General features: G+C 41.4%; 16 protein-coding genes and 1 pseudogene. 6 read left to right on the forward strand and 11 right to left on the reverse strand.

Translation table 11 applies throughout. From position 1 onward, the window contains the following. Positions 1–85 precede the first annotated feature (85 nt). Positions 86–1984: a BCCT family transporter gene (locus ES754_RS06955; protein WP_228267769.1), complete on the reverse strand. Its 1899-nt coding sequence runs from the start codon at positions 1982–1984 to the stop codon at positions 86–88. 646 nt (positions 1985–2630) lie between these two features. Here ES754_RS06955 and guaA point away from each other — a divergent pair. The 3 genes from guaA to ES754_RS06970 all read left to right on the forward strand — a co-directional run bounded on the left by guaA (position 2631) and on the right by ES754_RS06970 (position 6443). Continuing rightward, a complete protein-coding gene (guaA, locus tag ES754_RS06960; RefSeq protein WP_227678016.1) occupies positions 2631–4208 on the forward strand; it encodes a glutamine-hydrolyzing GMP synthase in 1578 nt (525 codons plus the stop codon). A gap of 317 nt (positions 4209–4525) precedes the next feature. Beyond that, positions 4526–5770 (forward strand): AAA family ATPase, encoded by a 1245-nt coding sequence (locus ES754_RS06965; RefSeq protein ID WP_147223485.1) that lies wholly within the window; start codon positions 4526–4528, stop codon positions 5768–5770. Positions 5771–5774: 4 nt separating this feature from the next. Continuing rightward, positions 5775–6443 carry an HNH endonuclease family protein gene (locus ES754_RS06970; RefSeq protein ID WP_147223486.1) on the forward strand — a complete coding sequence of 223 codons (669 nt, stop codon included), beginning with the start codon at positions 5775–5777 and terminating at the stop codon, positions 6441–6443. Between the two features lie 171 nt (positions 6444–6614). Here ES754_RS06970 and ES754_RS06975 read toward each other — a convergent pair whose 3' ends face one another. From ES754_RS06975 to ES754_RS06995, 5 genes are all read right to left on the reverse strand, one after another. After that, on the reverse strand, positions 6615–7592 hold the full coding sequence (locus tag ES754_RS06975; RefSeq protein ID WP_147223487.1) for a zinc-binding dehydrogenase: 978 nt from the start codon (positions 7590–7592) through the stop codon (positions 6615–6617). Positions 7593–7804: 212 nt separating this feature from the next. Next, a complete protein-coding gene (locus tag ES754_RS06980) occupies positions 7805–8503 on the reverse strand; it encodes a GDYXXLXY domain-containing protein (RefSeq protein ID WP_147223488.1) in 699 nt (232 codons plus the stop codon). Then, entirely contained in the window at positions 8500–9654 is a 1155-nt protein-coding gene (locus ES754_RS06985) for a DUF4401 domain-containing protein (protein WP_147223489.1), read from the reverse strand. Before ES754_RS06985 ends, ES754_RS06980 begins: the two co-directional genes overlap by 4 nt. Beyond that, complete coding sequence (locus ES754_RS06990) at positions 9647–10807, reverse strand: DUF2157 domain-containing protein (RefSeq protein ID WP_147223490.1); 1161 nt, start codon at positions 10805–10807, stop codon at positions 9647–9649. Before ES754_RS06990 ends, ES754_RS06985 begins: the two co-directional genes overlap by 8 nt. Positions 10808–10888: 81 nt before the next feature. Beyond that, positions 10889–11143 carry a DUF2798 domain-containing protein gene (locus ES754_RS06995; protein ID WP_147223491.1) on the reverse strand — a complete coding sequence of 85 codons (255 nt, stop codon included), beginning with the start codon at positions 11141–11143 and terminating at the stop codon, positions 10889–10891. A 347-nt stretch (positions 11144–11490) separates the two neighbouring features. On the opposite strand from ES754_RS06995, the pseudogene ES754_RS07000 reads away from it, so the two are divergent. Beyond that, positions 11491–12240, forward strand: a pseudogene (locus ES754_RS07000) (aspartate/glutamate racemase family protein). A 118-nt stretch (positions 12241–12358) separates the two neighbouring features. Here ES754_RS07000 and ES754_RS07005 read toward each other — a convergent pair. Then, positions 12359–13924 carry an MATE family efflux transporter gene (locus tag ES754_RS07005; RefSeq protein ID WP_147223492.1) on the reverse strand — a complete coding sequence of 522 codons (1566 nt, stop codon included), beginning with the start codon at positions 13922–13924 and terminating at the stop codon, positions 12359–12361. A 465-nt stretch (positions 13925–14389) separates the two neighbouring features. After that, positions 14390–15454 (reverse strand): NAD(P)H-dependent flavin oxidoreductase, encoded by a 1065-nt coding sequence (locus ES754_RS07010; RefSeq protein ID WP_147223493.1) that lies wholly within the window; start codon positions 15452–15454, stop codon positions 14390–14392. A gap of 161 nt (positions 15455–15615) precedes the next feature. Between ES754_RS07010 and ES754_RS07015 the strand changes: the two genes are divergently transcribed. Both ES754_RS07015 and ES754_RS07020 read left to right on the forward strand, forming a co-directional pair. Next, positions 15616–16557 carry an alpha/beta fold hydrolase gene (locus ES754_RS07015; RefSeq protein WP_147223494.1) on the forward strand — a complete coding sequence of 314 codons (942 nt, stop codon included), beginning with the start codon at positions 15616–15618 and terminating at the stop codon, positions 16555–16557. A gap of 269 nt (positions 16558–16826) precedes the next feature. Continuing rightward, positions 16827–20348: an ATP-binding protein gene (locus ES754_RS07020; RefSeq protein WP_147223495.1), complete on the forward strand. Its 3522-nt coding sequence runs from the start codon at positions 16827–16829 to the stop codon at positions 20346–20348. Between the two features lie 379 nt (positions 20349–20727). On the opposite strand, the gene ES754_RS07025 is transcribed toward ES754_RS07020, so the two are convergent. The 3 genes from ES754_RS07025 to ES754_RS07035 form a co-directional block, all read right to left on the reverse strand. Then, entirely contained in the window at positions 20728–21102 is a 375-nt protein-coding gene (locus tag ES754_RS07025) for a DsrE family protein (RefSeq protein WP_147223496.1), read from the reverse strand. 200 nt (positions 21103–21302) lie between these two features. After that, a complete protein-coding gene (locus tag ES754_RS07030; protein WP_147223497.1) occupies positions 21303–21845 on the reverse strand; it encodes an acyl-CoA thioesterase in 543 nt (180 codons plus the stop codon). Positions 21846–21916: 71 nt separating this feature from the next. After that, on the reverse strand, positions 21917–22900 hold the full coding sequence (locus ES754_RS07035) for a YheT family hydrolase (protein WP_147223498.1): 984 nt from the start codon (positions 22898–22900) through the stop codon (positions 21917–21919). Positions 22901–22913: the final 13 nt, after the last annotated feature.

Raw genomic sequence — 22913 nt, forward strand, 5'->3', positions numbered from 1 at the left:
CTAGCAAGCTTAAAACAGCAAAAAGGCTGGATTTATATCGAATCCAGCCTTTTAATTTATTACTTTAGAACGAGCTTAATGACAGCTACTTCTCATTCTTAGCGTTTTCATCATTATCATTTTCAATATTGTCATTTTCGGCATTTTCAGTATCTTCGCGCATCTGCTCCCATTCCTCATGTTGTTGTAAGACTGACCCTTCAGGCGCTTCTGAAGTTTTACCTTCCTCCCACGGTGCATTATTAGCCAACTCTTCAATATGAATGGTTTTTAGATCATAATCAGACTGATAGTACAGATCATAGCGAGCCGCTTTAATCACTGAGATCATCATCATGGTTAAGATAATAATAAGTGGAGCACCTGCGATGATAGAGGCGGTCTGTAAGGTCTGTAAATCCCCTAAGAACATCAAAATAGCCGGTAATAAGCACAAAGTGAAGGCCCAAAATAGGCGATTCCAACGATGCGGCTCGTCATCGACTTCTACTTGTACCACGGATGCTAAGATATAAGAGATAGAGTCAAAGGTGGTTGCGGTAAAAATAACGGCTAAAAAGGTAAAGACAGCGACTACTAAATAAGACATCGGTAAGCTATTCAATATCGCAAAGATTGCCGCAGTCGGCGACTCATTATTTAATACTGCAACCACATCTACCGTGCCAGTCAATTGCAGATATAGGCCATAATTACCCAAGATGATCATAAACATCGCACAGCCGAGTGAGCCATAGAACATCGAGCCGATGACCATATTACGGATAGTACGTCCTCTAGATATTTTGGCAATAAACAGTCCAATAGTCGGGGCGAATACTAGCCACCACGCCCAATAAAACACTGTCCAATCTTGTGGAAAAGTAGTATGGGCAAAGCCGAAATCTTGGAAGTCTTTAAAGGGTTCGACGTAGGTCATCATGCGCGGCATTGCGGTAATAGAACGCCCGAGTGCCTCTAAACCGGTATTCAAGATAAATACAGTAGGTCCGACAATCAAAATAAATAGTAAGAAGGCCATGGCCAAATAAAAATTAATATTTGACAGTTTTTGGATACCGCCTTTTAGTCCTTGATAGGCGCTATAAGCAAAGATTATGGTGGTAACTAATAACACCACGATCTGCATAGTGATATTACGAGGTAAGCCAAACAGGTTATACAAGCCTTCATTGATAAGTGGCGAGGCAAGACCTAAGGTAGTGGCGCCGCCGCCGACCATACCAAAGATAAACAGCACATCGAGCATTTTTGCCCAATTGCTGCTGGCCAGCTTTTCGCCTAGTAAAGGCATCAAGGTTTGGCTGACTTTGAGTACTGGGGTCTCACGCACATAGTAGAAATAAGCAATAGGCACAGCCGGTACTAAGTAAATCGCCCAAGCAACAGGTCCCCAATGAAAAATACCGTAAGTGGTTGCCCAGCGAATGGCGTCGGGTGATCCGCCTGCTATATTAAAAGGGGGGCTTTGATAATAATACGCCCACTCGATCAGCCCCCAATACAGAATACTGGCTCCAATACCGCCGCAAAATAACATCGATGCCCAAGAAGCATCGGGGAATTCGGCCGTTTCTTCTGGACGACCTAGTTTTATTTTACCGATATCTGAGAACACGATGTAGATGACGAACATCATGGCGAGGACGCCAAACGCTAAGTAGGCAAAACCAAAGTTATCTCCTACAAAAGTGCGAGCAGTTCCCACCCAAGCTTTGCCCTCATCGGGAAACAGTATCAAAGGGATAGCGATGCTAAAGAGTATTAGTAAAACCATACCAAAGGTAAATTTATCTATACGGGTATCAGGGACGTAGTCAGGCTTGCGTTGAGAGACTTGCATACCAACATCAAAGGTACCTAGACGCGGCGGCCTATGGTGCTCTGAATTAGTTTTTGTATAATCTGGCAATGGTTTTTTTGAGAATGACCTCACACTTTTAGTGGTCTTTTGGTCATCTCGGTTGTTACCAGAATTATTCATTTTACTATCCTGTTTTAGAGTTTAAATCTGAATTTACAGCAATAAATAGGCGAGAATAAGCGGTCCTATAGTGTCTCCATAGATTCTTAATTAATAATAGCCGTTTGCTAAGTAGCCGATTGAGCCGGCACTATGACATTTGGCTAGCGGCCTAAAAAGGTTGTTAGAGTGGTAGACGTTGCTATTTTTAACAAGGTTATTTGCAGGTATTTGCTAACCCTACCTTCATAGAAGTTAGAGAGTAAGTCAATAACACAAGCTATGGTGTCAGCTATAGAGTCCGTTTGTTTTAAACAGAAATATAGGATAATAAGGGCATCATTTCATGGAAGGTATCAGTACAAAAGCACTGAAAGCTAGCCTAGGAGCAAGTATTGCAAGGTTATATAGAGTTATGATTTCTTATAAGTTTGTTGTTATGGTTAGAGTAAATGGTCGATTGTCTATTATTTAATCAGGGAGGGTAGTTTACTATTTTTTAGTACAAATTATTGAGTTTTAGCCCGCTATCTTTATTTAAACTAAAATAAGCACCAATAATCATCAAGCGAACCGCCATTACTATCCCAAAACTTGTTAAAATAGGCCACCAATTTTATCTATTGATGGACATCGATTTATGACCACTGCCACTAACGTTCCTACTATGCCTGTTATAAAAGCAGACCGCATCTTAATACTCGATTTTGGCTCGCAGTACAGCCAGCTTATCGCCCGCCGTGTACGTGATTCAGGTGTATTCTGTGAGATGTTCCCTTACGATATCGACACCCAGCGCATCATCGATTTTGGTGCAAAAGGCATCATTTTATCCGGTGGTCCTGAGAGCGTCCACGCGGAAAACAGCCCGCGCATTAACGATGCCGTATTTGACTTAGGCGTACCCGTACTAGGTATTTGCTACGGTATGCAAGCGATGGCAGAGCGTTTCGGTGGACAAGTCCATGCCAGTGATATCCATGAATTCGGTGCAGTGACCATTAATGTTGATGGTAACTCTACGCTTACCGATGGCATCGAAGACGCTGCTGGCAAGCTGAATGTTTGGATGAGTCATGGCGATAAAGTCATTGATGCGCCACAAGGCTTCGATATCGTCGCCAGTACGCCGAGCTGTCCAATTGCTATCATGGCGGATGAGTCGCGCCATTATTATGGTCTACAATTCCATCCTGAAGTGACTCATACTGCGCAAGGTTCTGCGTTACTGGGTCGTTTTGTCCATGATATCTGTGGCTGTGCCGGTAGTTGGACGTCCGATAACATCATCGATATGCGTATTGCACAACTCAAAAAACAAATCGGTGATAAACAAGTATTGCTAGGTCTTTCAGGTGGTGTAGACAGCTCAGTCGTTGCGGCACTCTTGCATAAAGCCATTGGAGACCAATTAACTTGTGTGTTCGTCGATACTGGTCTTCTGCGTCTGCATGAAGGCGACCAAGTGATGCAGGTATTCGCTGAAAACATGGGTGTCAAAGTCATTCGTGTTGATGCCGAAGAGTTATTCTTAACGGCATTGGCTGGCGAGTCTGACCCTGAAGCCAAACGCAAAATCATCGGCAAAACCTTCATTGATGTCTTCGCTGAAAGTGCCCGTCAAGTCAGTGAGCAAGGCGATGGTAAAGTCGTTGAGTTCTTAGCGCAAGGAACAATTTATCCGGACGTAATTGAATCAGCCAAGTCGCAACAAGGCAAAGCCCACGTCATTAAGAGCCATCATAATGTGGGCGGTTTGCCAGATGATTTGGCATTTAAATTGGTTGAGCCGTTACGTGATTTGTTTAAAGATGAAGTGCGTAAATTGGGTATTACCCTTGGTCTACCGGCAAAAATGATTAACCGTCATCCGTTCCCAGGACCGGGTTTGGGCGTGCGTATCTTAGGCGAAGTGACCAAAGAATTTGCTGATATCTTGCGCTCTGCTGATGCGATATTTATGGAAGAGCTAGAAAAATCAGGCTGGTATGAAAAGACTGCGCAAGCGTTTGCGGTATTCCAACCGATTAAGTCGGTCGGCGTGGTTGGTGATGGTCGTCGTTATGCGTGGGTGATTGCGCTACGTGCGGTTGAGACTGTGGACTTTATGACGGCGCGCTTTGCTCATCTGCCGTACGATTTGATTGAGATTGTGTCTAATCGCATTATGAATGAGATTGCTGAGGTTTCACGCGTGACTTATGATGTGTCGAGTAAGCCACCGGCTACGATTGAGTGGGAATAATTTTTTACTTAGTATTTAGCTAAAATAAAAAAGCACTCAACTTGGTTGGGTGCTTTTTTTGTAGAAATTTTTGGAGCAAATCTCGCTTTTCGCTATTATTTTGTCTGCCCACTAGAGCGGCGACTTAGCCCGCCGTGGTCAAACAAGGATAACCGCTGCAATCAAGGCTAAAACGCTATAAACATCGAAGATTAGCTTTCAAGTAGCAAGCAAATATAAAGCCATCACCCCATTTTTTATCAATTCTTTGCGAATTCAATTCCACTACTATAAATCAAATGATATACAATTCATCTAATATTAATTGAGACGAAACTATGTCAGGCTATCTAACCAAAATTAAAACGAAGATTCCTTATACTGATAAAGAAGTGGATATCGACGTCAACGGTAGAACATTGATCTTAACTGGCGGGAATGGCTGCGGTAAAACTCAACTACTGAATTTTGTTTATAACAATTTAATTGATCGTATAGTTGACAGAAAAAACTCTACTATCCAACAACTTAAGCAAACGATTGACGCCTTTGAACAAACTATGAACAGGGAAGGACAGACAGGTAGGAATTACGAATATTATGTGAGTGAAATAGAAGACGCGAAGAAGCAAATAGAGGAGTTGGAAAATTCTTTGATTGAGATATCTGACCTTGAAAGCTTTATTATAAAGCACAAAGATTTTCAGGCCGTTCTTCTCCAATTCGAGGCAGGTAGGAAGTCAGATATTCTAAAACCAAATTCTGTCGCCCCAATCGACAGTCTCAGAGATAGAGACCAAAAAACAGTTTCTAATCGACATCAAAAAACTACCACTTCTTCGATTTTTGAAGAGTTCCTGCTAACAAGTATCGCTAATCAAGCATTTTCCGAGTCGGAGAAAATTAACAATAACCCTCAAGAAGCCGCTCGAATTGATAAATGGTTCACGAAGTTAGAGGCTGACTTACAGAATCTTTTTGAAGATGATGAACTTAAGCTAGTTTTTAAGTCTGATTCATTCTCTTTTGAGCTCCATCAGCCAAATAAAAAACCTTATACATTCCAAACATTATCATCTGGCTTTTCATCCATCATGGCAGTTTATGCTGATTTAATTACTAAGGTGTCATTACGTTCTATTGATCCACAAGAGTTAACTGGCGTCGTTATGATTGATGAGATAGACGCCCACCTTCATGTTTCACTACAAAAGAAGATATTGTCGTTTTTAACAAGTGCTTTTCCTAAAGTTCAGTTTATTGTTACTACTCATTCACCATTTGTTGTTTCATCGATTAAAGACGCTGTCATTTATGACTTGTCAAAGCTAGAGCAGGTTGAAGATCTATCTATGTACTCGTATGAAGCAGTACTTGAAGGTTTGTTTGGCGTACTTCCAATTTCTAACTTGCTTCAACAAAACATCGAAGCACTTGCTAAGCTTTTGGAAAGGCAGCCGATTGATCCTCAGGAAGTTCAAGCACTTTTAGATACATTACCTCAAGATGAAGATTCTTTGGATTCTGAATCGCTCTACTTTGTTAATTCGGCAAAACTAGCAATTAATAAAGCAAAGGGGTAGTAGTATGTTTAATGTAGTAAGGAATGAATCGACCCCCGCATCGCTAGCCGGTAGACGAAGGTATGACTCTGAAGACGTGTTGGAAGCACTAAACAAAGTATTTCACAAGAAGTGCTATATCTGTGAAACTAGTGAACCTCTAGACATTAATGTTGAACACTTCGTTGCACATGAAGGTGATGAAGACTTAAAGTTCGATTGGAATAACCTGTACTTCTCGTGTGGACGTTGCAACAACATAAAACTTGCTAAGTATAATGGTCTTCTTGACTGCTGTGATCCAGATACTGATGTAGTTCGAACTGTTAAACATTTACCACCATCAACACCATATGCAAAACATCTTCAAATTGAAGCTCAAAGTGATGACGATAAAACTCAACTAACGGCGGAACTCTTAGACAAAGTCTTTAATAGTGAACATACCCCTAATAAAGCGATTTCAGCTTCGTTCCTAAGAAAGAGAGTGTTTGATCAATACAATCTGCTCTTCAAGGAATTAAACAATTACTATGCCCCAATGGCTTTACCAGAAGAAAAAGCAATTGCTATTGAGCGAATCAAGCTACTTCTCAAAGCTACGTCTCCATACAGTGCATTTATAAGTTGGTGCATCATTGAAGACAAAGAGTTAGGACCTATGCTGCAAGATTTTATTGGCATAGTTGAATAGCGTTTTACTGTAAATTAGCGAAAGTAAGGTTGATAACTAGTTTATTTCTGCTTTAAATAAATTATTTATAGACAAAACTGTTTTAAAAATTTACTTTGTAATTGCAAATGAACGCAAAAATGGCAACGCTTATAACGTTGCCATTTTTTGTTTTAATCAGCTTTTAATATACTAAGGCTTCAATAATATCTTGCCTTTCTTCTCAGACTGCATTTTCCCATCGACCGCTTTAAGAATATCTGCCAAATCAAAAGTTGCTTCAGTCGGCAGTTTTAATTGACCACTAACCGCTCTATCAATCAGCTCTTCAACCAAGCGCCACTTATTTTCCACACTCATTTCTTGACTGAGTTTACTGCCCCAAAAGCCTTTTAGGACCGCTTGTTTAAAAATCATATCGGTAGGATTGAGCATCATCGGCTTACCTGACATTGCCCCAAATACTGCAAAGGTACCGCCATGACCGAGTAGCGATAATAAATCGCCACTGGCTTCGCCGCCAACAGAATCAACGGCGGCGCTGATTTTCTCATCACCGATAATTGACTTTACTTGCTCTTTCCAATCATCGTCTGAAGTATTGATATTATTGTTAATATCTAGTGCTTTTAACTCTTCTAGCGCATCGCTACTGCGTACTAAATTGATAGTTTTTACGCCGCGCGCCGCCGCTAGCATCGCCAGTGATTTACCGACCGCTCCATTAGCTGCGTTATGGATAACCCATTGACCACTTTGGGTCTCTAGGAATTCAAGCAACATCAAGGCACTGAGTGGCATGGCAATTAATTGTGCTGCCATCTCATCTTCTAAGCTGTCTGGTATGGCAAAAACCATATTTTCGGGAGCAGTGAAAAATTCCGCCCAAGTCGCTTGCACACTGGCTGCCACCACCCGTTGACCCACTTTTAAGTCTGTGACGTCGCTGCCCACTGCATCAATGATACCCACCGCCTCAGAACCACCGATGGCGGGCATTTCAGGCTTAAAGCCATACTTGCCGCGAATGGTGAGCAAGTCATGATTATGGATAGAGGCTAAGATGGTTTTGACTCGAACTTCATTAGCTTTGGGCTCTGGAGTAGGGCGGTCACCCAAGCTGAGGACTTCAGTAGGTTTGCCGAAATGGTCATAAGTGGCGCTACGCATGATAAATTCCTTTATTTATTTTTGATTGCATACTTAAAAACGGTAATCAACAGTAACAAGGCGCGCGCCGCTAGCGCAATATCAATTTAGTTAATGAACGTTGTGCGTTACGCGCATTGCCAGATTTAGGAATTAAAGTAGGAATTAAATGTCACCATTAAATTTAGTCATTTAATATAGCCATTAAGGTTAGCAATTAACCCCGCAGCCTTTTACTTTGATGCTTCCTCACCTTGATTGCTCGTACCTTCAATTACCTTAAACTTCTCATCTACCATCTCTGTTAATAGCGGCTCGCCTTGTTCATTAACACGGAATAGACCATATTTGGCAGTTTCAAAAGACTCTGCATGTCCTTCTTGAAAGAAAAACGCATTGGTCGCCAGTTGCACACTACTATTACGGATACGGTAATAAATAGGCAGCTCGTTTGCAGCCAACTTATTACGGTTATCACGTTCAATCTTGTCCGCTAAGCGCACGAAATGTCCAACATTATTACTATCGACTCTGACAATTACATAACCGTCGCTGGGTTTATAAGTACGAAATTCTGTCTCAAATGCTTCTGCTTTTATGACCTTATTTTCTGACGCTAGAGTATCTGCTCTTTGCACAAATTTGTCATATTCTGGTTGCAGCGCATCGAATATCTCACGCTCTAGCGCATAACTGAGCGCCATATAATCACCCTGCATAAAGCCGCGCGGGTCAACCGGTGCCAGCTCTAATAACACAGTATTGCCAGTAGCCAGATGCTGCTCGTACTTAACGATACTCATATTTATCAGTATTAATATCGCCACTAAACCCAATAGCACAATCACGATAGTAAGTTTGCGTTTCTGCCACCAAGGTATGGAGGTTGCCGAGGTGACTGAATTTTTTTTAATCCCCAGTTTATCATTCATGATTGGAGCCCCTTATTATCGGTAGCATTTATCCGCTGTTTATCATCAGTAAAATAGCGGCTGACCAGTAACCAACGCATGAGTAGCATGACGATGCCAATGATTAGCATAGAGCCAGACTTCACTAATAATGAGGTATCAAGCTGATAGTAATACCAAAATATATAGCCAACCAATGCAAGCACGCCAAGCCCTAATAACAGACGTTGGCTATTGGTCATCGCGATAACGATGATGAGGCAGGTTGCCAACAATCCTGCGGCATAGACCGATATAACGCCTAAGACGATGATTGCACCCATTATGATTAAGCTGGGTTTTGAGAATAGGGCGATGTTATAACGTTTGAGAATAAGATAGGCGGCGTATAGGCTGGCAAGCATTAGCAGCCCTTGCGCGAGGATATAGTTATAGACAAATACATTGCTGACAAAGTCACGAGTGTATTCAGCATTGACAATATAAACTGAGAAGATAATCAGTAATAAAGCACTGGCATAAGTGAGCGCACGACTGATATCTATTGCTGCTGCGCGCCATTTAGCAGGCAGGCGTTGTAATATCGCGGTGCGTTGCAGGTTTGCCACAACCATAACCAACGCCAATAATCCTAGGTTAATCTCAAATATTTGGTAATGGCCTAATATATATATAATACAGCCTAACGCGACGGTGCTACTGAGCAGCCGATAAATAAAGTTAGGTATAATAACCGTCATCACCAGCTGCACAAGCAATAGTAGCCCAGTATCTAGCGGCGTCTTTATGTCGCTACCGAACAGCGCAAATGCCACATATAGCTGACCTGCAATACTGATGGCAAAGGCCAAGCTGTTCCAAAAAGTATTATCCCGAGATTTCTTGTTTTTAAATAAAGCAAAAGCTGCCGTACTTAGTATGATGCCAATCACTAACTGCAAAATTGAGCTGTCGAAAATATCTGCTTGATACAAGATCAGAGTCAAAGACCCAACCAAAAATATACTCGATAAGACCCCACTAAAACCGAAAAATAGATGGATAAACCAAGGTGTCCTGTTGTGATTATCCACTTCACTAACAATGTTTAAGCTATCTATAGCAGAGCTAGGTGAAATCAATCCAAGCTCCTGCAACTGCGCAATGGTCTGGTTTGGGTTACTGTTATTCATAGTCACCTCGCGTTTGCGCCAGTAGCTCAGACTCGTGACCCCTCCTATCGAAGCGAGCAATGCGCCGTAGCCAGACTACTGTCGCTGAACTCATGGCGATCAGTAATAGTGCCAATAATAAGAACCCGCCAGCCTCCCAATCATCCAGCAGCAACTTGCCTGCCCAAACCATAACCACGGCAATCACAGAGCCGCATAGATAAGTCAGCATTAATAGATCAGTGTGCCGTCTATAAAAACGCCAAAGCATAAAGCCACACCAGCTTGCCCATAGCGACAAAGTGATAAGGAGCGGTAGTATTTTCACCTCGTCAAAGACAGTGATAATGGCAAGGTAGGTGATGAAATAAGTACTGAGTAAGCCGACAACATAAGTGCTCCAGTGCAAGCTAGACTTGGTTGGTAGTGCTGTTTGATAAGCAGCTGATTTAGAGAGGGCTGTTTTAGAAGAAGTCGTTTTTACAAGGCTGGTTCTAGAAAGGAGTGTTTTGGAAAATATTGTTTTATAAAAGCTTGAGTGAGGGTTGTGTTTATTTTCAATATTAAACAGCCATAAAATTAGCGCCACTAAATTTAAGATAGCGAGGGTAGCCACTTGCAAGATATCTTGATAAATATAATCGGTAAATAGAATATCTACGACATCGATATAAAGTATTAGACTGGCATTTACCAGTCCAAGCCATACTAGCCAAAGTGCTGGCAGGCGAGCGATGAGCACCCACGGAATAATCAAGAGCGCCCAACCAAAAAACAGCTGCCACGTATCGGCACCTGTTTGATAAACTTGTCCAAACACAGCCAATAAGCTGCCAGTGATGATACTGGCAACAAGTAAAAGTAATTGCTGTGCTAGCTGAAAGCGCCGTCTAAAATATAGGATTACGTGAAGGGCTATGGTCAGGACTAAAGCGCCCTCAACTAACGCAAACTTACCTATCTTACCCATATTGAGCCAGTTATAGGCAATAAAGAATACTAACGATAGTACTAGCGCGATCGTCCCGATAATGAGCGCAGCCTTATCAAAGAATGACAGCCATGTGCGTTTGGTGGGGTACATCTCTAGTTCTAAAGCTGCAGTATCAGCATGCTCTAGAGGGAGCACACCCTGCTGCACTAGATTCTCAATGGTACGCCGTGATTGCGTCATAGCGTCCTCTCATTAACAACAGTTTGTAGCTTATCTTAGCTGTTTTTATGAGGTAGAGGTAATGAAAGATTAGAAGCTACTTTAATAAAACTCAATTCGACTCAAGACATGTACCTGCACAAAGTAGGCGCACACATAGGCACTTGGCCATGCAAATACAAATGCCAATCCCCATGAATGCATCAGCGTCATAAAAAACCCATCCGTTATGCCAACTTTCACGATAATAAGCGCGGCTGAAATGATGAGTGACATCATCATCGCCATAAGCCCCGTGAAGATAAGCCGATAGTATCTTTGGCGAGTACGTATTTTAAAGGTAGGAGTTTCAGTCATTGGTAAGCTCAGTTTGGTATGAGAGTAATTGTATTTAGGCAAGTTTTAGATAGGTAATTCAGCGTGATATTAATATTATCCAAGCCCTAGGAACAGAACGCTATATTTTAGTATTTGACAGGTGAAAAGCCCCGTATTTAATGCAGTAATCATTGCCATTGTATCGCGCGTCACAGATAGGATAACTCACATTAAGCTATAGTTAGTCTTAATGTTGAATACTTTACCCTTAAATGAACTTAGCTGATATCAGCAGGCTTTGCTACGATAAAGATCGTAACGTTAATAGCAAACGTAAGCTTCATCACTGGAAAAAATTAAATCATAACTTAATAATAGGAAGTATGATGTCAACTTATCAGCAGAGTCTGAAGCAAGAACAAACACCTAAGCAAAAGACGTTAGGCATCATCGGTGGTATGAGTTGGGAAAGTACGCAAAGCTATTACCGCTTGATTAACCAAGGTGTCAAAGCAAAATTGGGTGGTCTGCATTCAGCCGATTTATTGATTCATAGTGTCGATTTGGCACCGGTTGCAATCTCATAAGCACAAGGCGAATGGGATGAATTGGGTAGCATGATGGCATGCAGTGCCAAACGCTTACAAGCAGCAGACGCGCAAGGTTTGCTCATCGCGACCAATACCATGCATAAAGTCGTGGATTACGTCCAAGCAGCGACTGACTTACCGATTATTCATATTGCTGATGCGACCGCAGACGCGATTAAGCAGCAAGGTTTAACCAAGATTGCGTTACTCGGTACACAGTTCACTATGACTGAGGATTTTTATAAACAGCGCCTTAAATCGGCTGGCTTGCAAGTGCTCATACCGGATACTGAAGCACGGGCTGAGGTGCATCGTATTATCTATGCTGAGTTATGCCAAGGATAATTGCTTGATAGCTCTCGCCAGTATTATATGCAAGTGATTGAAGGTTTAGCTCAGCAAGGATGTGAGGGCGTGATATTAGGCTGTACCGAGATTGGACTACTCATCAGCCAAGCAGACAGTCCTATTCCAGTATTTGATACCACCGCTATTCATGCGGCAGCAGCGGTGGAGTTTTTATTAGGTAATGAAAAGTCTAGTTAAAGGTAAAACTAGTTGCGGTACTTGCCGTAGCAGGTAAGTATTAATAATATACTTACCATACCAATGAGTAAAAGCCGCACTGCTAAGCGTGTATATAGGAACAAGGTTGTTGAGGCTATTATCGTTTATTCTTCTTTATCATATGGCGTCTATGCAGTCGTTTACGAAGTCGTCGATGCAATCTTGTAATACGGCGTAAAGGTAATCGCTTCCATACCGTCGTCGGTAAAATATCACGAAACGACGCACTGGTGCCTGTCTGCGCGCGGAACTCTTCAGACCTTTGCGCCGCCTCTTCTGCAGGCATGTTTTTACCCTGACGCCAGCCGCCGTACCAATATAGTCCCGCACCCATCACGGCAGTTGCCACCATGCCGGCTGGAAATGACAACCAAAGCGCATCTTCTCCAAGTAGCGGATAAAGCCCAAAAGCAAAGCCAAGACGCACCGGATACATCGAAATGACCATCGCAATCAGTGGCCAAATGACATAGCCGTTTGCCCGCATGGTACCAAAAAAGATCTGCGCTATCCCAAAAAAGATAAAGCCCCATGTCGCTATTAACTGAATATGACGTCCGATCGGCACTGCTTCACTGTCACTGCCGAGGAAAAGTCCTAGAACGGTTTCATCAAAAATGGTCAGCAGCACGATAATAAGGCCCGTCAATACTAGGTTAAAAATAAGACCCCAGCGTGTGATTCCTGCAATTCTATGCCATTGGTTGGCACCGATGTTCTGTGCGACCATCGCACTAGCCGCGGCACTTAGTGCCATTGCAGGCATCTGCACGTACGTCCAAAGCTGTTGGGTCGCGCTGTAAGCGGCTGTCGTCTGCACCCCTTCGCGGTTAATCAGCGACAGCATCGTCAACGCCGCTGATGAGATGACGATCATCTGTAGACCCATCGGCAACCCTTTTGAGAACATCGACTTCAAGATTTTTCGATCTGCGCGCAAAAAGCGCAGCTCCGGCAATCTAAGAGCCAGCACTGAGCCACGCAAATACATGGTGACGAGCATACCAATAAGCGCTACCGTGTTGGCGACGGCTGTTGCAAATGCCGAGCCAAATATGCCCCATTCTGGGAAGGGTCCTAGACCCAAAATCAGCGTTGGCGTCAAAACGAGGTCAATAACAACCGATATAATAATAAACCAAAGCGGCGTCGTAGAATCGCCCGTCCCGCGCAGTGCCATCATTATCAACGTAAACGTCAGTGTAGTGGGCATCGCAATAAAAATCATGCGCAGATAGGTTAAGGCAAGCTCTGCTGCACTTGCTGGCGTACCCAGCAGATCAAGTAGGGTCGGCGCAAATAGCCATCCTACTGCCGACACCACTATACTGATCGGAATAATGCTACCCAGCGCCGTTCCCATGGTTTGCTTGACCATGCTATCGTTGCGCTGTCCCATTGCCTGACCAATCAAAATGGTAGACGCCATACCGAAACCAAACACGAAGGAAATCAGTATAAACATGAGAATGTTGCCGTTCGCCGTCGCTGCTAACGCTTCCTCACCCAAAAATCGACCTACCCAGACCGCATTGATCGAGCCATTTAGCGACTGTAGCGCGGATGATCCTAGGGTTGGTAATGCAAATAGGAGCATGGTTTTAGGGATTGACCCTGTGGTGAGGTCACGCCGTTTATCAGTGGAAGCAGCTGTTTTACTCAATGTTTTTCCTTTTGTGCCATCCAAGTTGGCTTTAGTTGGTTAGCTTTGTTTGATTGTAAAAAAGCGTCCTACGAAAGATACCAGATGGTTAACTTAAGATTGATTAAATAAAAATACGTATTATAAATGAGAATGCTTGTACCATCTTTATTAGAACGGTAATCAGATCAGCGGTAACGAACCCTTCGCACTCATTAGTAACTCAACCACATAAAATGCAACGCCTTACCTTACCCATTGTGACAGCTGTTCTACATCGTTATTTTTCCCAGTCATGATGCGAGAGATTGGTCATGTAACGATGATAGAGGCTGTGGAGCGAACCGCTGAGGATTATAAAGCGTTTTGTGAAGGGCTAAAGAAACAGTCATTTACACATAATGTGTTAAGGGGTTATTGATCCCACTCTTGATTGGGTATGAGCTATTGTAAGCTGGGTTAAAAACTCAGCCTACATCCATCAAACTAACTCTCTTTTACCAAGCGCTCTAGTAATTCAATCGTCTGTTCTTGCCTGACCAACGCAACACATTGTCCTGCCCATAACGAGAGATGTTCCGCGTCTTCATTTCTCCCAGCATTAGCACGCATAGTATTGGTCATAGCATTTAACTGCGGATATGGTGGTAGTCTCTCTTCTTTATCAAAAATATTGGCATTATCAAATTGTGAAAAATCACGTAGATAACCGTTCACCAAACCGCGTGCTTGCTTCCCAGAAAATAGCCGAGTCAAACGAGTTTCAGTGCTACGCGTACCAGTGCTCGCATCAAGTAACGCTTGCTTATAAGTGGCATTAATACCTGATTGATCGGTCGTTAAAAATGCCGTACCTATTTGCGCCAATTGTGCACCTGCGGCTTGTACGGCTTTAATATCTTGTCCGCTCATAATACCACCAGCGGCAATTAACGGAATATTGGTACAAGCTCGGGTTTGGCCAATTAAGGTCAGTAGTCCTAACGGATCAGATTCGCTTTGGGGTAACCAACCGCCACGATGTCCACCCGCTTCCATACCTTGTACACATACCGCATCGGCACCACTATCTGCCCATGCTTTTGCCTCAAGCGGATGGTTTGCTGTACCAATAACCCGAGTGCCCAGCTGTTGCAAGCGTTGAACCTGCTCAGCGCTCAGGATACCAAAGGTAAAGCTAGCAACTGGTACTGGATTATCATAGAGCACTTGTAGCTGCTGAGCGAAGCTATGCGCTGGTCTATCAGGCAGTACCGCATCAATTTGCTGCTGTTGATAATACTGCGTCAGCCATGCTGGCATTGAAGTATCAAAAGTGCGGGCATCATGCTCTGATAACACCATTAGATTAACCATAAAAGGTTTGTCAGTAAGCACTCTAATGGCATTAATCTGCTCATTTAACGCGGCTGGACTGGTTGCACCGCCACCTAATGAGCCAAGGCCACCAAAATTACTGACCGTCGCAATCAGCTCAGGGGTGGTCGCACCGCCTGCCATTGGGGCTTGAATGATAGGATAGTTTATTCCGAGCTGCGCTAATAATGTCATTGGATACACGTCCTATGATTGATATCTGGTTTTCTATAACTAACTGTAGTGTAGTTTTGAGAGCAGGGCAATTGCTAATATTGCTTAAGCTCAAAATTAGTTAGCTTGTGCTAAAATTATGGCTTTTAATTAATTTTGCCAGTTATTGATAGGACAGTTTGATGACATTAATGCGCACAAGTATTGCAGCTCTACTGACTCTTTCTATAGTGGGCTGTACCACGCCCAACACCTTTACGGTTGCTACGACTCAAAAGCTGGTACAGCATGAGCGCTTTAAATCAAGCCTACAGACGAAGGCCTTTATGCTGGCGTCCGGCGATGAAATCACTTATCTAGAAGGTGGCAATTTAGCTGGCGAGCCGTTATTGCTGATTCACGGTTTTGGCGGTAATAAAGATAACTTTACCCGTATCGCGGATAAATTAAATGGCTATCACTTGATTATCCCAGACCTGCTGGGTTTTGGTAACTCTAGTAAACCAGACGACGCAGACTATCGCGCCGATGCGCAAGCGCAGCGTTTGCATGAGCTGCTACAAGCGAAAGGTATGGCATCCGCTATTCATATCGGCGGCAATTCGATGGGTGGCAGTATCAGTGTCGCCTATGCCGCCATGCATCCTGACAATGTTAAAAGCTTATGGCTACTGGATAGCGCCGGCTTTTGGTCAGCAGGGCTATATGACCGATACCAAAACGCTACTGCGGATAATAACCCACTCGTCATCGCCACTACTCAAGAGTATTTTAAACTGTATAAATTGGTGATGAATAAGCCGCCCTTTATTCCTAAAACGGTGCAAGCGGTTTTTGCACAAGAAAACATCGCCAATCGTGACCTACAAGCCAAAATCATCGAGCAAATCGTTGAAGACAACGTAGAGGCGCGCGCTAAAGTCGTAGCCCAATATAATATTCCCACGCTGATTGTTTGGGGCGCTGAGGACAAAGTAATAAAGACTGAGACTGCCGAATTGATGAGTGAGTTGATGCCGCAAGCGCAAGTTATCATCATGCCCAATGTTGGTCATGTGCCGATGATAGAGGCGGTAAAAGAGACGGCGGATGATTATAAAATGTTTCGGGCGGGTTTGGAGTAGGGATTTTGACTACGGATTGGTAGTTAAAATATTTGACTATAGATTTGTAGTTAAGTATATCTGATTCAATCGGAGCTAAACCACTCCTTCATGGAAAGGTTTGCGGTAATAATTAAAATATAATCTTATCAGCTAGATTTTATGACTTCAATAAATTGAATACGGAAGTTCCACTTCACTATACCTGCACCATAACGCTATAGAAAAATCAATCAAACTTCATGATAGAACTATACTAATATAGTTATCTACTTAAAATTAGGTGTGAAATGGATAGAAATTGGCAAGATTTCAAAGAGTTGAAAGGTGGTATAGAAGGTGCAAGAGCAGCTTTCGAGACTGCTTGTGAAACATTATTCCGAAAAATTCACTCTGATCAAGACGTAAGTCAAATTGAAGTAAAACAGGGTGACGGTGGAATTGACATCTTCATTGGTAGTCTTGGAGTTGAGCCAATAACAGTAATTCAATGTAAGTTTTTTCTATACGATTTTGGAGACTCACAGAAAGATCAAATAAGAAAATCCTTCAAAACCGCCATTGAATCAGAAAAATATGAGTTAGAGAGGTGGATATTATGTATCCCTAGCGTTATGGATATAGATTCTACTAGTTGGTGGTTTAAGTGGCGTAAAAAAACCACCGACAATCTAGGAAAAAATGAGAATTTTATATCATTGAAAAATGGTAACGAATTAATAGACCTAATGAAAGAATACGGTTTATATAATCAAGTATTTCAAACAGTAGAACCAAACAATCTTTCAAAACAGCTGCTACTCGAAATCGGTGAGAAAAGTCTATCAAATCTTAATTTTGATGCTGAATTATTTATTGAACGAAATTTTAAACCTATTCATCAAAATACGTTAATTGTAGGTGTTTCAGGGTCAGGTAAAACTACTTACTGCATTAATGTACTAAAAAGACATTTAGCACTTCAAAAACCTGTATTAGTGCTTGACGATAATACAGTCAACCAAGCTCTATCTATTGAGGAAGCTATCGATATTGAGTTACGTCGATATGCCAACGAATTAGTATCTCAATCAGGTCATCAAGCATTAGAGTTTTGTTCAATCGATGAACCTTTAATAATCTTAGTAGAAGATATTAATCGCTCATCAGATAGCGCAAGACTGCTGAGAAAGTTGATAGATTGGTCAAAGAATGGTGCTAATTTTATTTTACTTTGCCCAGTATGGCATAGGTTAATAGCTGGCTTAAGCTACGAGGAAAAGAAAAGTTTGGAAGCCTGTTTCAAACTCGAGTATTTAGAAAGCTATAATGAAAATGAAGCGAAAAGAGCAATAATTGCGAGAGTAACAAAAGAAAAAATCAGAATTGATGAGCTGTCCGCAGCAAATATTGCACAACAACTAGGTTATGACCCACTGTTAATTTCACTAGCAAACTTAGCGGAATTTCATGAAAACTCTAATGTTATTGAAGAGTATGTGCATAACACCGTTCAGTCTATTGCTACTAGGGACAATTTGTTGGTTTATGAAATAGAAGATGCAATCGATGAATATGGATTATATCTATTTCAGAACAAAAAGGTGCAAGGAGAATCTCGAGACTTAAGAGGGTTATCTCAAGAGTCTCAAAAAGTATTGAAGCAAGTTCTAAATGATGGTCGTTTATTTAGACAAGCTTTTGAAAGTCCAAATTACACTATTCTGTCACGGCATGACCGCCTTAATTATTACATTATCGCAAAATCCATAATTAGTTATCTAGAAGATGATAACTTTGATTTAACAGACCCTTATTTTTCAGAGATTATTGGTATCTCATGTGCCTTAGCAAGTCTCGATAAAAATAAGCTGTATCAAATTAGTATCCAAAATAGTCTTGTGGCATTTCATTGCTACGCATTCTCTACAAAAACTAATTCATCATACCTAAACACTGCAGTCAATAACGTCAAAACATGGTTAGAAACCCCTGAGCATCAGTTTGATGTCTACGATTCTCAACAATATCAATCGTTAATAATTTTAAATGACGTGTTTCATACTTCAGTACCTGAAATTTTAAATTTATATAGTGATAGATATCATAACCCCTTTTTTTACCAAATTAGCTTCAAGCAGGGAAACTTAAGCAATGGATTACAATGGATATCGACCCATCATTTTGATACAAATGTAACTGGTGAAAAACAAATTATTGATCATGTTTTTAATAAATATGGAGAAGGTTTAGTAAAGCAGATTTGTGAGAATTTGATAGATGAAAGTATTAATTATGAAGCAAAGCATCAGTTATTACGTTTAATTGGCTATACCGAAAATACTAGTTTTGCAAATGCTGTTAGGACAGCATGGCATTTAATACCCAATGACGAAAAAGACTATCGTATGTTTTTTTGGGCTGCTGCTAGAGTATGTGATGATGACCCGCATTCATTATTAGAACCCATATTTGACTATTGGGAAAGCTTGTCAGATGAAGAAAATGAGTATCATTCTACGGATAGAGCAGGTTTCGCGGCACATGGTTTAAAGTGGAAATTTAGCGAGTATGTACCTCATAAGTCAATTGCTTTCATACTTCAAGAAGCAGAAAAGAGAGATAGCTTGAATTTCTATATTTTGTACATGCTTAGTGATGTTGATAATGCTGATGTCTTAGAAGCGCAAGCAACGCGCTTAGCTAATAGTAGACGGCAAGGTAATTCTATGCCAAGTGCGGTATTAGATAATTTGCGTAGAAATTCTGAAGGTGGAAAAATACTTTCAATTGAAAGTAAGGAAAGGTTGTTATCTATTTCTGAAAGCTTAGAGAATGACGAATTTCTAAGAAAGAGTGCTTTTAATTTATGGGAAATGAGTCCATATCATGATGATTTAGTAGTTCTACAAAAAATAACTAATAGCGATATTCGCTTTGAAACCGCATTGATGGGTCGAGCAAAACGTAAGGATATGACAGCTATTGATGAGCTAGTAGAGAAAATAAATGACGACTCTAGTTATTGGTGGCAAGCTACACGTTATATTTGGCACGAAAAATTCGAGCAAATATTTGAAGAGAAAATTGCAAATGTTAGTGAGTCCTCAGACTCATACTCAAATGAATTATGGATGGTAGCTGAGTTATACGAAAAGCTTGAAATTCAAAAAGCAGAGGAAATCCTAATCAAATATTGGAACAACCTTTCTTATCATTATAGATTTATCCAAATAGCTTTAATGATTGCAACGCCCAAACTACAGGAATTGGTAGCGAGCACACTTGAAAATGAGAAGAACATTAAAGAGGTTTTTAAGTTATCTAAATTTACTTTAGGAATAAGAACTGAAGGTAGAAAAGGTGTTTATCGTTATGAGCAAATGAAGGCTCTACAGCCATATTTTAAATATCATGATGAAAGATATCTATCTGGTTATAGTGAAATTTGTTTGAAGCAAGGATGGGAAGATATTTCTCAAGTACTAGAACCCCTGTTAATAGATAAAGGTCTCAGGAGGTTTGTTGAAGTTGATACCTCAAGATTAAATGACTCTTTAGAAAATAATAGCAATTTTGTGCATTGGTGGATATCTGATCGAAAGAAAGAAGGTTGGGCGCATCAAAGAGTAGTAGAAGCTTTATTCAATTGGTTCAATCAGCATCAATCTGAGTACGCACTTGATGTTATCTTTAAACCATTATCTGAAAGCGGAAAGCGCACAGACTATTTGCGTTTGGAAAATATCATAAGAAATATAGATAATCTTTCGAACAAAGAAGAAGTTTTAAGTAAGCTATTTTTTAATATTTATTCACGGAGCTTAGAGTAAATGAAATTCTAGATATTTTACGGAGCTTATACATCACAAAATTAAATCATTTTTATATGTTTTGGGCGAGGCTGATTCCTAGTCAATCTAAAAATATTATAAATATTAGGTTTTTGTGGTTTAGGTAAAGAGTCGGATTAAAAAATATTTTAGTCACGGGTTTTCAACGATGAATTTTATCAGCCTCTATCCAATCTGGCACACAAGGCGCAGCGCTAACTGCTAGTTTGACTTACCTAAAGTAATAAGCTAATAGAGTGGACTTAGTTATCTAAACTCATACGCTCTAAATAAAAAAAAGGGAAATCCTATCTAAAGAATTTCCCTTATAAGCCTAATGTCTTCTATTGGCTCTCTATTACACTAGCCTAATTATTTATCAGTTCAACTGCAACGAGCCTTTTGCACTCATAAGCAGCTCAACCACGTCATCGCCACTAATGATACTGAAGCGCGGATCGATCGCTGATTCTTCAACATTATTATGCACCATGCAGGCTTTACAGACCAATACTTGCCCGCCTTTCTCCATAAAAGCCGCCAGCAATTTAGCAGCAGGCTCAAACGGTGCACCGATATTAATGCTATCTAGTGCCTTAGGTGGCGCTAAATGTACCGCATCCATCATCAAAATAACCGTTGCAGAATGGCCTTTTTCTAGCGCTTTGACTGCCATGGTAAAGGCTAAAGTAATTTTGTTTGGGTTGCTGTCATTATCAAATAAAGTACCGACATAATCTGTAGTGGTAAGCATGTTGCTCTCCTTATAGGTTCGTATTTAATCAAATAATCATAAGCTAGTAACTATATTATCATTTAATATACTTTTTAGTATAATGTATTGTTATAAAATAGTAGTGTTAAAGTTAATTGAATGTGACAAAATTTTGAGGGAACATTGGGGTACACGTCACCTGACTTACGGATTTAGATAACGTGACAAGCTTTTGCAAACTACTCCATCGGCGGCCAGCGATGGTCTTTATCACCATCTATCCATTCTTGTACCCAAGGCTCAGGTGCTAAGTGCCAATCTGACTTATCCAAAGCTGCAAGTACCCGTGCAGTCTCTACCACTTTACCGCCTTCAGTGACGCCAGTTCGTAATAAAGCTGATGAGCACGGTTTACCTTTAACCCACATCGACTGTTCAACGTATATCCAGCGCGCATCGAAGCCCACTATTTGGGTTTTCATCGTGACTTTTTGAAAGGCGCGAATACGCTTACGATATTGAATGGTACTACCTGCAACGACCAAGCCCCAACGCTGCTTCAGGAGTTGTTTCCCAAGTCCAGTACGTACTGCAAAATCTGTGCGACCTAAGTCATAAAGGGTTAAGACGCGGCCGTTATTCATCTCTAAGAAGTTATCAATATCTGTCAAACGACAACGTAAAGTAATTTCGCTGACGTCATCAAAGCCTAAGGTATTGCCTTTTTTAACTTGTAACGCAGCATGGGCAATAGTGGTGGCATAACGAATAAACGGATACATAAAAGCACTCTTTTTATGAATAAGTTAAAAGTCTTAATTTATAGTTTGGGGACACTTAATGGTGGTTATTTTTAAAGGCGTGAACCCACATCTTTAAAGAAGCGAATGGCAGTTTCTGGTAACCAGTCTAAATTAAACTTACGATCTTGATAATCTAAAAAGCCGATATGCCCACCATGTTTGGTATCGAGCAGCGTCACGTTTTTAGATACATCGCCACCCGTAGCCGTCGCGCCCAAGAAAGGGTCATCTTTGGCGCTAATGACTAAGGTTGGCTTAGCAATATGAATCAGGTGCGGTAGTGCAGAGGCTTTATTGTAATAGTCGTTTTTGGAGCGATAGCCGTGACGCGGTGCGGTAAAAATATTATCAAACTCACTGATGAGATTGGTTGCCTTGATGGCTTTAATTTCATCTTCTGATAAATTGTTATCAATGGCTTTTTGGATAATCGGGTGTAGTAGATAAGGGGTGTAAATGCGGCGACTGACAAAGCGTTCCATCGCCAATGACGAGGACAGTAAATCTACGGGAGCAGAAGCCACTACCGCTGCGACGCAAATCGCTTTTTCGTTATAGTCGCTCATATACTTAGCGAGCGCATTGCCGCCTAACGAGACCCCAACCCCATATATCGTACTGTATTTACGTGCCAAATATTGCAAAGCGTGTTCAATCTCTTTGGTGTCACCAGCATCATAAAATACCGACCCTTTTACCGGTACACCGCCACAACTGCGGAAGTGCGCCACTACAAAATGCCAGCCTTGACGGTGCGCCGCATACGCGAGCGTGCGCGCATAATGGCTGTCGCTACTGCCTTCCATCCCATGAAACAATACGACTAACGGCTTATGATACTTAGCATCAGATAATATAATATCGTTAGTATCATAAAAGTCATAGGCTACTTCGCTCTCATCCAGCGAGTCTTTGACCAGCTCGCGCCGATAGATAGGCACGTTGGGGGCAACAAACTTTGGTAAAATAGTTTGCAAATGCGCATTTGCTAGCCAAAATGGTGGTTTAAATTCGGTGTAGGTAAAAGTACTCATAAAAGGGCATCAA

Origin of the sequence: Psychrobacter frigidicola, assembly GCF_007997305.1 — a bacterium.
Classification (GTDB): domain Bacteria; phylum Pseudomonadota; class Gammaproteobacteria; order Pseudomonadales; family Moraxellaceae; genus Psychrobacter; species Psychrobacter frigidicola.

Bases quoted from the DNA above. Each gene is read 5' to 3' on its own strand.
- ES754_RS06965 (WP_147223485.1), top strand. From the start codon at position 4,526: ATGTCAGGCTATCTAACCAAAATTAAAACGAAGATTCCTTATACTGAT.
- ES754_RS06975 (WP_147223487.1), bottom strand. From the start codon at position 7,592: ATGCGTAGCGCCACTTATGACCATTTCGGCAAACCTACTGAAGTCCTC.
- ES754_RS06990 (WP_147223490.1), bottom strand. From the start codon at position 10,807: ATGACGCAATCACGGCGTACCATTGAGAATCTAGTGCAGCAGGGTGTG.
- ES754_RS06985 (WP_147223489.1), bottom strand. From the start codon at position 9,654: ATGAATAACAGTAACCCAAACCAGACCATTGCGCAGTTGCAGGAGCTT.
- ES754_RS06970 (WP_147223486.1), top strand. From the start codon at position 5,775: ATGTTTAATGTAGTAAGGAATGAATCGACCCCCGCATCGCTAGCCGGT.
- ES754_RS07035 (WP_147223498.1), bottom strand. From the start codon at position 22,900: ATGAGTACTTTTACCTACACCGAATTTAAACCACCATTTTGGCTAGCA.
- ES754_RS07030 (WP_147223497.1), bottom strand. From the start codon at position 21,845: ATGTATCCGTTTATTCGTTATGCCACCACTATTGCCCATGCTGCGTTA.
- ES754_RS07020 (WP_147223495.1), top strand. From the start codon at position 16,827: ATGGATAGAAATTGGCAAGATTTCAAAGAGTTGAAAGGTGGTATAGAA.
- ES754_RS06995 (WP_147223491.1), bottom strand. From the start codon at position 11,143: ATGACTGAAACTCCTACCTTTAAAATACGTACTCGCCAAAGATACTAT.
- ES754_RS06955 (WP_228267769.1), bottom strand. From the start codon at position 1,984: ATGAATAATTCTGGTAACAACCGAGATGACCAAAAGACCACTAAAAGT.
- ES754_RS07015 (WP_147223494.1), top strand. From the start codon at position 15,616: ATGACATTAATGCGCACAAGTATTGCAGCTCTACTGACTCTTTCTATA.
- ES754_RS07010 (WP_147223493.1), bottom strand. From the start codon at position 15,454: ATGACATTATTAGCGCAGCTCGGAATAAACTATCCTATCATTCAAGCC.
- guaA (WP_227678016.1), top strand. From the start codon at position 2,631: ATGCCTGTTATAAAAGCAGACCGCATCTTAATACTCGATTTTGGCTCG.
- ES754_RS07025 (WP_147223496.1), bottom strand. From the start codon at position 21,102: ATGCTTACCACTACAGATTATGTCGGTACTTTATTTGATAATGACAGC.
- ES754_RS06980 (WP_147223488.1), bottom strand. From the start codon at position 8,503: ATGAATGATAAACTGGGGATTAAAAAAAATTCAGTCACCTCGGCAACC.